Origin of the sequence: Flavobacterium panici (genome assembly GCF_024499525.1) — a bacterium.
GTDB classification, from domain to species: Bacteria; Bacteroidota; Bacteroidia; order Flavobacteriales; family Flavobacteriaceae; genus Flavobacterium; species Flavobacterium panici.
Genome location: NZ_CP100437.1, coordinates 389,438 through 404,121, shown reverse-complemented (window position 1 = coordinate 404,121; position 14,684 = coordinate 389,438). Strand labels below are relative to the sequence as shown.

The following is a 14,684-nucleotide window of genomic DNA, read 5'->3' as shown; positions in this document are numbered from 1 at the left end:
AGAAATGAAAAACATTGCTATAATCCCTGCCCGTGGAGGTTCCAAACGAATACCTGAAAAAAATATTCAGTTTTTAGGAGAATTACCTCTGCTTGCTCATTCCATATTATATGCACAGGAAAATAGTGATATAATAGAGGATATTTACGTTTCAACTGATGATGCTGAAATAAAAAAAATAGCAATGCAATTTGGAGCAAAAGTTATTGATCGCCCCGTTTCTATTTCAGGAGATTTAGAACCAACAGTTTCGGCAGTAAAAAATGTTTTAGAGTCAATTGAATCAAATGTTGAAAATGTCGTTTTATTACAAGTTACAAATCCATTACGTCCTCAAAATTTATTAAAAGAAGCTTTTGAAAAATATCAAAACGATAATTTAGACAGCATATTTACAGTTTCAAGAAATCATCAAAAATTTGGAAAAATTGTAAATAATAAATTCCAGCCTTTTAATTACACTATCGGGCAGAGAAGTCAGGATTTAGAACCGCTTTTTTTTGAAAATGGCCTGCTTTATATTACAAAAGCTTCTTTAATTATCAACGATATTATTATTTCAGAAAATGCTTTTCCATTCGAAGTAAATCATATTTTTGCACAAGTTGATATCGATACTCCGGATGATTTAGATTATGCGAGATACCTTTATCAAAAACAATAAAACCCCAAATTTTATACAAATGAATCCATACATAGAAATTGCAGGTCGTAAAATTGGACCAGATTTTCCACCATTAGTTATTGCCGAAATAGGAATCAATCACGAAGGCTCTTTAGAAGTAGCAAAAGAAATGGTTGATGCAGCATACAGAGCAGGAGTTGAGGTAGTAAAACACCAGACTCATATTGTAGAAGATGAGATGTCTGGCGCAGCAAAAAAAGTAATTCCGGGAAATGCAGATGTTTCTATTTATGAAATCATGGAAAGATGCTCGCTAAATGAATCTCAAGAGTTAGAACTGAAAAATTATGTAGAAAGCAAAGGCATGATTTTTATTTCGACACCTTTTTCAAGAGCAGCTGCCGAAAGATTAAAGAAATTTGATATTCCGGCCTATAAAATTGGTTCGGGAGAATGTAATAATTATCCGTTGTTAGAACACATTGCTTCATTTGGAAAACCTGTAATTTTAAGCACAGGAATGAATACAATAGAAAGTATTCAAAAAGCCGTTGCGATTTTTGATAAACATAATATTTCGGTTGCTTTATTGCATACAACAAATTTATACCCAACACCAATTCATTTGGTTCGTTTTGGGGCAATGGTAGAACTTCATCAAGCTTTTCCAGACAAAGTATTTGGATTGAGTGATCATACTCTTAATAATAATGCTTGTTTAGGCGCAGTCGCTCTTGGAGCAAGTGTTTTAGAAAGACATTTTACAGATCACATGCAGCGAACAGGTCCGGATATTGTTTGCAGTATGGATGAAAAAGCATGCGCAGAATTAATAGTTTCAAGTGCAGAAATTGCCTTAATGCGAGGTGGAACTAAAAAACCAGCTCTAGAAGAACAAGTTACAATTGATTTTGCTTTTGCTACTGTTTGCGCTATTAAATCAATTAAAAAAGGAGAGATTTTATCTAAAGAAAATATTTGGGTCAAACGTCCAGGAACTGGTAAAATTTTAGCAGAGCACTTTAATGATTTAATTGGTAAAACTGCTGTGAGAGATATTGAAAATGACGAACAATTAGATTTTACTGATTTTGAGTAATTCTCCAAAAAAAATATTATTTCTTACCGGAACTCGTGCTGATTTTGGGAAAATAAAATCCCTTATTCAAACCCTCGAAGAACAGCAGGATTTTGAAGCTTTTGTTTTCGTTACCGGAATGCATCTGCAGGAACTTTATGGATATACACTTCTCGAGATAGAACGCTGTAAATTTAAAAATGTTTTTACATTCGAAAATCATACGCATGAAACCACGATGGATTTGACATTGGCAAAAACCATTGAAGGTTTGTCGAATTACTGTAAAACCATAAATACGGATATGATTGTAGTTCACGGCGATAGAGTGGAAACACTTGCCGGTGCTATTGTAGGCTCTTTAAACAACATATTAGTTGCTCATATTGAAGGCGGAGAAATTTCAGGAACAGTTGATGAGCTGATTCGTCATAGCGTTAGTAAACTAAGTCATATACATTTTGTATCGAATAAAGAAGCGGCAAAGAGACTGATTCAAATGGGAGAAATAAAAGAATCGATTTTTACAATTGGCTCTCCTGACATTGATATTATGTTTTCTAATAGTTTGCCATCTCTTGAAACTGCTAAGAAATATTATGAGATTCTGTTTGATCATTATGCTATTGTCATGTTTCATCCCGTTACTACAGAGTTTAAATCAATGAAAGAGTATGCAATTACTTTTGTTGACTGCTTATTGCAGGATAATCGTAACTATATTGTTATTTTTCCAAACAATGACTTAGGAAGTCAATTTATAATAGAAGAATTTGAAAGATTAGATGCTAATGAAAGATTCCGCATTTGCCCATCTCTTAGGTTTGAGTATTTTCTAACATTATTAAAAAACAGCCAATTTATAATTGGTAACAGCAGTGCCGGAATTCGTGAAGCTCCTTATTATGGGATTCCAATAATTAATATAGGAACGCGCCAGCAAAATAGGACAATTAATGCAGATATAATCAATGTTGATTATTCAGGCAAAAACATAAAAGAAGCACTTTCTAAAATAGGTTCACATAAAGTTCAAATTTCAGATAATGACTTTGGAGAAGGAAATAGTAACGAATTGTTTTTACAATCACTAAAGAAAAACGATATTTGGCAGCTGAATCACCAAAAACAATTTAGAGATATATAATATCTCTTTCATAATACCATTGTAAATACTTATGTTTTTTAACTCCATAGCATTTGCTATCTTTTTGCCAATTGTCTTTTTCCTGTATTGGTTTGTCTTTAATAAAAACAAAAGCACCCAAAATGCTTTATTAATTATTGCCAGTTATTATTTCTATTCTTGTTGGGATTGGAGATTTCTATTTTTATTAGTTTTCTCAACTTTTCTGGATTATTACACCGGAATTCAAATCGAAAAAGGAAAATCAGAAAAAAGCCGAAAATTCTGGTTTTGGTTGAGTATTTTGGTTAATCTGGGATTTTTAGGAGTTTTCAAATATTATAATTTCTTTGCATCTTCATTTTCAGAACTATTAAATTCAGCAGGAGTAAAAGCAAGTCCATTTTTACTGAATGTTATTTTGCCTGTCGGAATTTCATTTTATACTTTCCACGGACTTTCTTATGTCATTGATATTTATTTTAAAAGAATAAAAGCCGAATATAATTTTGTAGATTATTCCTTATTTGTGAGTTATTTTCCGCTGCTGGTTGCCGGCCCCATAGAAAGAGCAACGCATTTATTACCAGAGATAAAAGTTAAGCGAGAGTTTGACTTAGAAAATGCAAAACAAGGGATTTATCAAATTATTTGGGGTTTAGTAAAAAAGGTAATTATTGCGGATACTTGTGCACCTTATGCCAATGCTGTTTTTGATAATTATACTTCAATGAATTCCTTCTCGCTTATTTTAGGAGCTATATATTTTGCTTTTCAAATTTATGGAGATTTTTCAGGATATTCAGATATTGCACTTGGAGTATCCAAATTGTTTGGTTTAGATTTATTACGAAACTTCAATTATCCTTATTTCTCAAGAGATATAGCAGAGTTTTGGCGTCGCTGGCATATTTCACTTTCTTCCTGGTTTAGAGATTATTTATATATCCCATTAGGAGGAAGTAAAGGCGGACTTTGGATGAAAATCAGAAACACATTCATCATTTTTGTTGTGAGTGGTTTTTGGCACGGTGCAAATTGGACATACTTAGCTTGGGGCTTCATAAATGCAGTTTATTTCCTGCCATTGCTTCTTTCAAACAGTAATCGAAATAACATGGACACAATTCAGCTCAAATTTAATTTTGATTCTGTAAAAGTGTTTTTAAGCATACTTTACACCTTTGCATTAACTTGTATTGCGTGGGTATTTTTTAGAGCTAAAACAATTACAGATGCGGTTTTATATTTAAAGCGAATTATTACCAGTAAAGATTTTAGTTTTCAGTATCTAGACAACGAACGCTACAGTTATGAACTGCTGCTTATGATTGGAATATTTGTTTTAATCGAATGGAATAATCGCAGTAAAGTAGAACCACTTTCTGGAAAATGGAGTACATTAAAAGTAGCTTTGGCAATCTTAGCTATTATGGCTTTCGGAACTTTTTCAGATTATAAAGAATTTATATATTTTCAGTTTTAATGAAGAAGTTTTTAATTTATATAGCTAAAATTAGTGTAGTAACAGTTTTAATAGCATTTCTATTAGATGGCTTGTATACCTATATTTTTATGCATTCTAATAATAGAGGAAAAATTGAAAAGGTTTTTAATTCAAAAGCTCAGAAATACGATGTTGTTTTTTTAGGATCTTCAAGAGCAAATAATCATTTTGTAGCACAAATGTTTGAAGACAAAGGATTGAAAGCATTCAATTACGGAATGAGCGGCGGACATTTATTTGAAGCTTCTTTGATGTTGAAATTGATGATTGAAAGAAAATACGAAATCAAAAATGTCATTCTCGAAGCCGATTTAAATCTTTCAAATGAACATCAGGCAGAAGGGATTTCTGCAAGATTCCTGCCTTATATTCATAATTCAGAAGTTATTAAAGATCACTTTTCAAATGAAGCAGATTTTAATGAACTGTATTATATTCCATTTTACAGATATATTAAATATGATGGCAAAATAGGATTTAGAGAAGCTTTTTTTATTTCAATGAATAGAAGAACAAATGCTCAGGATAATTTAGGATACTATCCGTTAGAGAAACATAAAAATGGAAATATGAAGAATAATATTGTCAATTTAAATCCATTAAAGCATAATAAATATTACGAAGAAATTAAAAACATTTGTAAAGCCAAGAAAATTAATTTCATTTCAGTCATGACACCAATATGTGAGAATACTAAAGGAATGAATTATTTTGATAAGGTAAAAAAAGCATACCCTGAAATTCATAATTATGAAAATGTTGTAATTGAAGATAAATATTTTTCATCCTGCGGGCACATGAATGATGCAGGAGCAAAAATGTTTACTGCCAGAATTATAAAAGATTTTTTTAAAAAATAATTTTTTCAATGGAGAAAAATAAAATTGTATTGCTTTTCCCAGATGGGGTTGGTATTAGAAATTATCTCTATTCTAATGTTTTTGATAATCTACAAGAAGATATAATTCTATTTCATAATTTCGATCCAGAAACGATAACGGCTATTAAGCAGAATATTTCAATTAATGAAGAAATCTTAATTCCGAATTATAAAGAGTCTGCAAAAGAAAAATTTTTAAGAGAATTGATATCTCTTTTAAGACTCTATTATAATAATTCTATAGTTAATAATCCTACTTTGCTAAGCAATTGGAATTGGAAACAAAAAGGATTCTCAAAAAAAATATTCTATAAAATAATTGAGTTATCATCTCCTTTTTTTAAAAAATATTCGAGTATTTTAAAATTAGAAAAAAGGTATCAGAAAGCGATTCGCCAGAATGCTTTTTACAATGAAGTAAAAAACATCTTGATGAATGCTCAAATTAATCATGTTTTCTGTTCACATCAAAGAGCTTTAAGCGTAGCTACAGTTTTTGCAGCAGCAACTGATTTAGGAATTAAAACAAGTACAGTAATTTATTCTTGGGATAATTTACCAAAAGCCCGATTAGCACTTCGTGCAAATAATTACTTAGTTTGGTCTAATCACATGAAAAGTGAATTGAAGCTATATTACCCTGAAATTTTATTAGAAGATATTCATGTCACAGGAACTCCACAGTTTGAGTTTTACGATGAACAAAAAAATATAATCGACAAGGAAACCTACTATAGAAAATATGACCTGGATTTTAATAAAAAAATCATCTGTTTCTCTGGTGATGACACTAAAACTTCGCCGGATGATCCAAGTTATTTGAAAGATATAGCCGAAGAAATTATAAAAGCAAATTTACAGAACGAATATCAAATTTTATTAAGAAGATGTCCCGTTGATTTTTCAGGAAGATTTGATACGATTGTAGCGCAATATAAAGATTTAATTAAAGAAGCACCACCATTATGGTATTTCAGCAAATCGAAAGAATGGAACACCGTTTATCCAACTTTTGAAGATGTAAAATTATTAGTAAGCACTGCATTTTATTCTGATATAGTAGTGAACGTTGGTTCAACAATGGCTTTTGATTTTGGAAAATTTAACAAACCATGTGTTTTTATCAATTATGATCAACAAAATCAGAATGATAAAAACTGGTCAGTAAAAAAAATTTATCAATTTCAACATTTTAAAAGCATGCCAAATACTGATGTTGTAATTTGGCTTAATAGCAAAGAAGAGATTATTGATAAAGTTATTTATAAAAAAGGCTGGAATTCGACGGATGCTTTAAAGCAATGGTATAATACAATAGTCGAAGAAAAAAGCACCGCTTCCGTTAATATTTCTAATATCGTAAAAAATAAAAACGTATGATTCTATATATTAGAAAACTATTATGGCGTATTTTAGGAATTAATTACTATAATTATTTAAAAGGTAAAAATAGTGTTTACTTAAAGGATGCAAAGTGGCCACTTGTTGGAGATAAAACTTATGATAATGGCGCCTTTGTATGGAAATGGTATAATGATTCGGGTTTAAAAATCGGTAAATATTGTTCCATTGCAAATGATGTTAATTTTATTTGCGATCCTGGTTTTCATACTGAAAGTGAAATCACTTCTTTTCCATTATTTCATGAAATTTTAGAAAAAAATGATGAGATAGTAATTGATAATATAGCCTATAAAGTTAGTGATTTAAGTAAAAAACTGCAGTCGAAGAAGGCTGGCATAGTAGTAGGAAATGATGTTTGGATTGGAATGAATGCAACAATTTTGCCCAATGTAAAAATAGGTAATGGTGTTACTATTTTGGCTGGTGCTGTTGTGTCAGATGATATCCCAGATTATGCCGTTGTGGGTGGAGTTCCGGCAAAAGTGATTAAATTTAAACATAATCAGGAAATTATAGATGCTTTGAATAAAATTAACTGGTGGGATTGGTCTGATGAAAAAATGAAATTAAACATAAACGATTTCTATTTATCAATAGAAAATTTTATTAAAAAACATTCTTAAATGCATATCTGTTTTCTAACCAATGAATTTCCTAAACAAGGATTTCCGCATGGAGGAATTGGAAGTTTTGTACAAACTCTCGCAACTGCATTGGTGAAAAAAAATATTAAAGTATCTGTTGTTGGAATTAACTATACAAATAAAGATGAAACTGAAATCATAGAGAATGTAAATGTATATCGATTAAAAAAAAGTACAATAAAAGGGCTTTCGTGGTATTTTAATTCAAAAAAAATCAACGATAAAATTATTGAAATTCATAAACAAGATCCTATACACATTATTGAATCTCCTGAACTTGGTTTAGCTTTTATAAAAAAGATATTAAACATTAAATACATTATACGTCTACACGGTGGACATCATTTTTTTGCTGAAAGCGAAAACAGGAAAATTAATAAATGGAAGGGATTTCAGGAAAAAAGATCTTTTAGCAAAGCCGATGCTTTTATTGCAGTTTCACAATATGTAAAAACACACACAGAGAAATACTTAAGCTACAATAATAAAACAGTAGCTTATATAAGCAATCCTATTGATACAGATTTTTTTAAACCAATAATTGAAAATCAATCTGAAGATAAAATTGTTTTTGCTGGAACAGTTTGTGAAAAAAAGGGAATTCGTCAGTTGATTCAGGCTTTCCCAATGGTTAAGAAAGAATTTAGAAACGTAACATTAGAAATTTACGGCAAGGATTGGTTTTTTCCAGATGATACTTCATATATAAAAATGTTGAAGGACAAAGAATTAATAAAATTAGGAGATGTCACTAAAAGTATTAATTTTCATGGATCTACTCCTTATTCTGAAATTCCGATAGCATATTCAGGTGCTTCGGTATGTGTATTTCCTTCTCATATGGAGACTCAGGGTTTAGTCGCTCCAGAAGCTATGGCTATGGAAAAACCAGTAGTTTTTACAAAATTAGGACCTGGGCCTGAGGCTATAGAAAATTATAGAACAGGTTTATTATGTGACCCATATAATCCAAAAGATATTGCTGAAAAAATTATTTGGGTTTTATCCAATAAAGAAGAAGCAAAAGAAATGGGAAAAAAAGCCAGAGAACATGTTCTTACAAAATACGGGCTTGAAAACATCGTTTGTCAAAATATTGATTTTTATAAAATGTAATCTTTTGATAAATGGTTCTTTAAAGTGTTGAGCTTAAGTAAAAAAGATTTTGGCAGTTTTAGCGAAAATATAAAAATGAAAACAATTTTAATTGCACATAATTATACCGAAAGTTCATTTGCTTTTATGAGTTATTATTTGGCTCAGAGTTTAAGTAATGATGGAAACAGGGTTATCTTTATTTCACATAAGCCTTTTTTTAGTAAGCCTTTCAAGGAAATTATTGGTAAAGGAGAGTTATTAATTTGTTCTTGGCCAACAGAAAATCGACCTGTAAAAATTTCAGATGCATTATGGTACGCAAAAATTTATCTGAAATATAAACCAAGTGTAGTGATAAGTCATTTTGTAAGTGTTAATATTACAACAATAATTTCAAAAATATTTTCTTTACGCAAGGTTAATACATTTCCTTATTATCATACATTATCAAGTCAAATTAATGAAGATGTTTTAACATCATCTTTGAAAAGAAATTTTAAAAAATATAGAAAGAAGCTACTTTACAGATGGTTTGCGGACTTGGTAATTTGCCCTTCAGATTTGGCTAAAGAAGATTTAGAGAAATACTTTGAATGTCAAAACAGTATAAAAGTTCTTAACCCAATGAAAGATAGATTCAATGGGAAAGTTGATCCAGATCCAAATTCTATAATAATCTCTTATTTAGGTCGCTTAGAACCATCCAAAGGAGTTATTGAATTAATTGATGCTTTTTTAACTTATAAAAGTAAGTTTCAAATGTCAAAAATTCGTTTAAAAATTGCTGGCAGTGGTAGTCAATATGACCAAATATTAAAATTAAGCAATACTCATAATGATATCAATTTTAAAGGAGCACTTTCTTATAATGAAATTGATCAATATTTAAATAAAAGTCATTATGCTATTGTACCATCAAAGTTTGATAATCTTCCAACAGTTGGTTTAGAATCAATGATGAATCAGACACCATTATTAATTTCAAATAATACAGGACTGGCAAAAGAACTAGAAGATGGAGTCGAGTGTTTTAAATTTGATCCAACTTTGGAGGAAATGATTTTATTATTTGAAAAGGTCGAAAATAATCTTGAAAACTACATTGAGATGGGAATCGAGGCAAGAAAAACATATTTGAAAAAATTTGGAATAGATAGTTATTGCACAACAATGAAAAAAATAATTGAAAACTGAATTAAACCTAATTGAGTAAGATCTAAAAGATTTATTCTTAAGCTATCAAGATCAACAATGTTTATAAAAACTCTTTAATCAAAAAAGAAATCTATTCTAAAATTTAATGAACTTTACAATCATCACTCACGTTACTCACTACAAAGAGAATTCACATTTATTAGGTTATGGACCTTATGTGAAAGAGATGAATATTTGGTTTAAGTATGTCGATAATGTAACTATTGTTGCGCCTTTGAGTGAAGAAAAAGCAAGTAAAATTGATCTGGCTTACCAACATTCTAAAATAAGGTTTGAGAAAATACCGACTTTAGCATTTAATACGCCATTATGCATTTTAAAAAGCACACTTAATTTGTCTTTTGTCTTTTGGAAAACTTTTAAAGCAATGCAAAACGCAGATCATATTCATTTACGTTGTCCCGGAAATGTAGGATTAATAGGGTGTTTTGTTCAGGTTCTTTTTCCAAATAAAATAAAAACTGCAAAATATGCAGGAAACTGGGATCCAAAAAGCAAACAGCCTTGGACTTATAATTTGCAAAAATATATATTAAATAATACTTTTTTAACCCGAAATATGCAGGTTTTGGTATATGGAGAATGGGAAAACCAATCAGCGAATATAAAATCTTTTTTTACAGCAACTTATTCAGATTATGAGAAAGAAGCGATAAAAAAAAGCGACTTAAATCTGGGTATAGAATTTGTTTTTGTGGGAAGTTTAGTTACAGGTAAAAATCCAATGTATGCTTTACAACTAATAAATAGTTTAGTTATAAAAGGAACTAAAGTTATACTAAATGTATTTGGAGAAGGACCGGAAAGAGATAATCTCGAAAATTATATTCAAGAAAACAAACTTAAGGATTTTGTTTTTTTGCACGGAAATCAAAATCAGGATGTTATAAAAAAAGCTTATAGAAAAAGTCATTTTGTTATTTTACCGTCTAAAAGTGAAGGTTGGCCAAAAGCTATTGCAGAGGGAATGTTTTATGGCTGTGTTCCTTTAGCTACCAATGTCTCATGTGTTCCATTTATGCTTGATAATGGAAAAAGAGGAATTTTGTTAGAAATGAATTTAGAAAATGACCTGATTCAAATTGAAAATTTACTCTTAGATCAAACAAATTATCTTAATGTTGGTAAATTAGCGACTGAATGGTCTCAAAATTATACTACTGAAGTTTTTGAAACTGAAATTGAAAAACTGGTTATAAAATGAGAATTGTTCAAATAATAGATTCTTTAGAAGCTGGAGGAGCTGAACGAATGGCCATAAATTATGCTAATACTTTGTCAAAAAAGATTGAGTTTTCAGGATTAATAGCTACTCGAAAAGAAGGCTCGCTTTTAGAGCAGATCAATAAAAATGTTGATTATTTATTTTTAGGAAAAAAAAGAAAAATTGATTTTAAATCTATACTTCTATTAAGGAAGTATATAAAAACAAACAACATAGATTGCATTCATGCTCATAGTTCCTCTTTTTTCATTGCTGCATTGATAAAAATAAATTTTCCAAAAGTTAAAATTATTTGGCACGATCATTATGGAATCTCACAAGATTTGTTGTCTAGAAAAAATTTAACTTTGAAAGTGGCATCTATTTTTTTCACAGGGATAATTTCAGTTAATTCAGCTCTAAAAGACTGGGCAAAAAGGTATCTATGGTGCAAGAACATTATTTATTTGCCCAATTTTATCGAAAACTCTTTTGATACAAATGATAAGGTTTTTTTAAAAGGAGCTGATGGGAAACGAATTGTTTGTGTGGCTAATCTTAGACCTCAAAAAAACCATGCACTTTTAATTAATGTGGCGAATATAATTCGAAATGAATTTCCTGACTGGTCCTTTCATTTAATTGGTAAAGATTTTAAAGATTCATACTCTGATTCTCTGAAAAAAAAAGTCTTAGATTTGAAATTAACAGAAACTGTTTTTTTTTATGGAACAATTAATAATGTTGCTGCAGCTTTAAAGCAATCTCAAATTGCAGTTTTACCCTCTCTTTCAGAGGGTCTTCCTTTAGCTTTGCTAGAATATGGACAACACAAATTACCTGTTGTTGCAACAAATGTAGGCGAAATCTCTAAAATAATTAGCTCTGAAAAAATAGGCTTAATTGTTCCGTCAAATGATCTGAATCAATTTAAAGAAGCAATTCAAAAATTAATAGAGAATGATATTTATAGAACATTAATGGGTGCAGAATTAAGTAAAGTAATTAAATTAAATTACAGCGATGAATCAGTTATTGAAAAATATACTGAATGGTTAATTCTTTGATTAATTTTATTATCTTAAATGTTCTTAAAATAAATGAAAAATAGCAAATTCACATATATTTCTCTTCTTCTAATTCATGCAGCGATTGCTCTAGCTATTTTCGTGTTACCCTTTTTGTCAAAAGTGTATGCATTATTAATTCCGGTAATTGGTTTTTTTATAGTTACCCGAACAAGAAATAAAAACAATGAGGTACTTCTGGTTGCCGGTTATTTAGTTGGAGTAGAAGTTTTTTTACGAATGACAGGCGGTAATTTTAACAACGAATATGTAAAAGTCATGGTCATTTTTTTCATGTTGTTAGGGATGCTGTACAGTAATTTTTCATCTAATTCATTTATCTATGTTTTGTTTGCATTATTGTTGATTCCAGGGGCTATTGTAGCGATAAATGTTGCTGATCTTGATACGGATATTAAAAAAGCATTAGTTTTCAATTTATTGGGACCAATTTGTTTGTGTTTTTGCTCGATATACATGTTTCAAAGGAAAATTACGTTTTTAAACCTGCAAAACATTGTTTTAGCAATGGGATTTCCTATTGTAACAACTACAGTTTATTTGTTTTTGTATAATCCTAGTGTTAGAGATGTAGTAACGGGTACTCAATCTAATTTTGAAACTTCAGGAGGATTTGGTCCAAATCAGGTTTCTACAATATTAGGGTTAGGAATGTTTGTTTTCTTTTCACAATTAATATTGTTTTCAAAATCAAAAATCAAAATAATCATAAACGGTGTTTTATTAATCTTTGTTAGTTATAGAGCTATAGTGACCTTTTCACGAGGAGGAGTTATAGCAGGAGTAATAATGATTATTTGTTTGTTAGTAATCTTGTATTATTTTTCAAGTAAAAAAAATAAAAGCAAAATAGGTCTAATTTTTATTTTGATGGGACTTCTGGCTCTGGGAATATGGACTTATACATCTTTCCAAACTAGGGGGATGATAGAAAAAAGGTATGCAAATAAAGATGCCAGAGGTCGAGAAAAAAAAGATCATTTAGGCGGTCGTGAAGCTATTATAGACGCAGATCTAAAACTATTTTTTGACAACCCTATTATGGGTATTGGAGCAGGAATGGGGAAAGAAATGCGTAAAGATTCCCTTGGAGAAGAAGTAGCTGCCCATAATGAAATTTCACGTATGCTTAGTGAGCATGGTTTGTTTGGAATTATTGGGTTATTATTACTGTTCTTAGTACCTATTGTCTTATATACAAACAATCAAAATCATCTTTATTTTTTATCCTTTTATATTTTTTGGCTTTTAACCATAAATCATGCAGCTTTACGAATAGCAGCCCCAGCTTTTGTTTATGCTCTTGCGCTTCTATCAATAAAGGTACAAATTCCCGAAAAAACAAGTAATAACTTAAAATAAATTACGTTTTTTATAATAAATTTGCCCCAAGTTTAAGCCCCTAAACCTGCCATAATATGCGTTCAACCTATAAAATGCATTTTGAAATTTCAGAACGAAAAGTTTTGCTTTTTGCTTTTGATGCTATTTTCCTTTTGTCTGCATTGTATTTTTTAAGTTTCTTTTTTGACTATCATTATTTTGCTTTAGAAATTGAAATTATTTACAGACCCATTATACTTATTGGTTATTTGTTCATTTTTGGAACAATTTTCGAAATGTATAATTTACAGGTCGCAAGTAATCAGTTTCAAATACTTAAAAGTGTTGTTCTCTCAGTTTCTACAACCGTTCTGGTATATTTACTTACACCAGTTTTATCTCCAGAACTTCCAAAGCAGCGATTAATAATATTGATTTTTTATTTAACAATATTACTGGTTGTGTTATTATGGCGTTCCTTTTATGCATTATTTCTGGCATCACATCGTTTTTCGCAAAATGTTGTTTTAATATGCGATCAAGGTGAAGTAGAAGAATTAGTGTTAGGATTAGAAAATGTTGACCCACATTATAAAATTATAGGGTTTGTTAATTCTGATTCACTTTCGACAACAAATTCTGATTTTCATTATGTAAAAGAAATTGATAAAAGTGAATTAGAAGATTTTGTAGTCAAAAACAGCGTTTCAGAAATTGTAATTGCTTCCCAAAAAACAGATGGAATTACTGCCGACTTATACCAGCAATTACTTCATTTACTGGAATCCGGAAATGTTATTAGAGAATATACTCAGGTTTATGAAAGTAAAACACAACGTATTCCGGTACATTATATAGCCCGTGATTTTTATCGTTTCTTTCCTTTCAGCCGCAGCAATAACAATAAATTGTACTTGTTTTTAATACGTTTTATAGAACTCTTGTTCTCTTTTGTCGGTTTAATAATCTGCACGGTTTTCATTCCCTTTATTTTTATCGCCAATCTTATTGGAAACAAAGGCCGTCTTTTTTATACGCAAGATCGTGTTGGAAAAAATGGCAATGTTTTTAAGATTTATAAATTCAGAACCATGATTGAAGCTTCTGAAACAAATGGTGCTGTTTTTGCCGTTTTTAATGATAAAAGAATTACACCCTTTGGCAAATTCATGCGTAAATCCAGAATAGATGAATTACCGCAGTTTTATAATGTTTTAAAAGGAGATATGGCTGTAATTGGTCCAAGACCTGAAAGACCATTTTTTGTGGAGGAAATAGCCAGAGTAATGCCTTTTTACGAAACTCGCCATGTAATAAAACCCGGACTTACCGGTTGGGCACAAGTAAATTACTCCTATGGAGAATCGATTGATGAGAGTTTGATAAAACTACAATACGATTTATACTACATCAAACATAGAAGTGTTTTCCTTGATTTAAGTATTACTTTTAAAACAATTACGACTGTTTTATTTTACAGAGGCCAATAAAT

Annotated in this window: 13 protein-coding genes; all 13 read left to right on the top strand. The window is 30.2% G+C overall.

Going from position 1 to position 14,684, the window contains the following annotated elements; genetic code table 11:
* The first annotated feature begins 4 nt into the window (after positions 1 to 4).
* Complete coding sequence (locus NLJ00_RS01830; protein WP_256636059.1) at positions 5 to 664, top strand: acylneuraminate cytidylyltransferase family protein; 660 nt, start codon at positions 5 to 7, stop codon at positions 662 to 664.
* A gap of 19 nt (positions 665 to 683) precedes the next feature.
* Positions 684 to 1,724, top strand: coding sequence for an N-acetylneuraminate synthase (gene neuB, locus NLJ00_RS01825; protein WP_256636058.1), 1,041 nt, complete (start codon positions 684 to 686; stop codon positions 1,722 to 1,724).
* The gene (gene neuC / locus NLJ00_RS01820; RefSeq protein ID WP_256636057.1) at positions 1,717 to 2,850 is read left to right on the top strand and encodes a UDP-N-acetylglucosamine 2-epimerase; all 1,134 of its coding nucleotides are present in this window, start codon (positions 1,717 to 1,719) and stop codon (positions 2,848 to 2,850) included. Before neuB ends, neuC begins: the two co-directional genes overlap by 8 nt.
* A 31-nt stretch (positions 2,851 to 2,881) precedes the next feature.
* On the top strand, positions 2,882 to 4,315 hold the full coding sequence (locus NLJ00_RS01815; protein WP_180860873.1) for an MBOAT family O-acyltransferase: 1,434 nt from the start codon (positions 2,882 to 2,884) through the stop codon (positions 4,313 to 4,315).
* The gene (locus NLJ00_RS01810) at positions 4,315 to 5,196 is read left to right on the top strand and encodes a hypothetical protein (protein WP_256636056.1); all 882 of its coding nucleotides are present in this window, start codon (positions 4,315 to 4,317) and stop codon (positions 5,194 to 5,196) included. Before NLJ00_RS01815 ends, NLJ00_RS01810 begins: the two co-directional genes overlap by 1 nt.
* An 8-nt stretch (positions 5,197 to 5,204) precedes the next feature.
* Entirely contained in the window at positions 5,205 to 6,596 is a 1,392-nt protein-coding gene (locus NLJ00_RS01805; RefSeq protein WP_180860867.1) for a hypothetical protein, read from the top strand.
* Positions 6,593 to 7,243: a CatB-related O-acetyltransferase gene (locus tag NLJ00_RS01800; protein WP_256636055.1), complete on the top strand. Its 651-nt coding sequence runs from the start codon at positions 6,593 to 6,595 to the stop codon at positions 7,241 to 7,243. Before NLJ00_RS01805 ends, NLJ00_RS01800 begins: the two co-directional genes overlap by 4 nt.
* Positions 7,244 to 8,380: a glycosyltransferase family 4 protein gene (locus NLJ00_RS01795; protein WP_180860861.1), complete on the top strand. Its 1,137-nt coding sequence runs from the start codon at positions 7,244 to 7,246 to the stop codon at positions 8,378 to 8,380.
* 75 nt (positions 8,381 to 8,455) lie between these two features.
* Positions 8,456 to 9,556: a glycosyltransferase family 4 protein gene (locus NLJ00_RS01790; protein WP_180860857.1), complete on the top strand. Its 1,101-nt coding sequence runs from the start codon at positions 8,456 to 8,458 to the stop codon at positions 9,554 to 9,556.
* A 106-nt stretch (positions 9,557 to 9,662) separates the two neighbouring features.
* Positions 9,663 to 10,781 carry a glycosyltransferase gene (locus NLJ00_RS01785; protein ID WP_256636054.1) on the top strand — a complete coding sequence of 373 codons (1,119 nt, stop codon included), beginning with the start codon at positions 9,663 to 9,665 and terminating at the stop codon, positions 10,779 to 10,781.
* Positions 10,778 to 11,848 carry a glycosyltransferase gene (locus NLJ00_RS01780; protein ID WP_256636053.1) on the top strand — a complete coding sequence of 357 codons (1,071 nt, stop codon included), beginning with the start codon at positions 10,778 to 10,780 and terminating at the stop codon, positions 11,846 to 11,848. The genes NLJ00_RS01785 and NLJ00_RS01780 overlap by 4 nt, the downstream gene beginning before the upstream one ends.
* A gap of 33 nt (positions 11,849 to 11,881) precedes the next feature.
* On the top strand, positions 11,882 to 13,231 hold the full coding sequence (locus NLJ00_RS01775) for an O-antigen ligase family protein (RefSeq protein ID WP_256636052.1): 1,350 nt from the start codon (positions 11,882 to 11,884) through the stop codon (positions 13,229 to 13,231).
* 56 nt (positions 13,232 to 13,287) lie between these two features.
* Positions 13,288 to 14,682, top strand: a complete 1,395-nt coding sequence (locus tag NLJ00_RS01770) for an exopolysaccharide biosynthesis polyprenyl glycosylphosphotransferase (protein ID WP_180860845.1) — start codon at positions 13,288 to 13,290, stop codon at positions 14,680 to 14,682.
* Positions 14,683 to 14,684 lie beyond the last annotated feature (2 nt).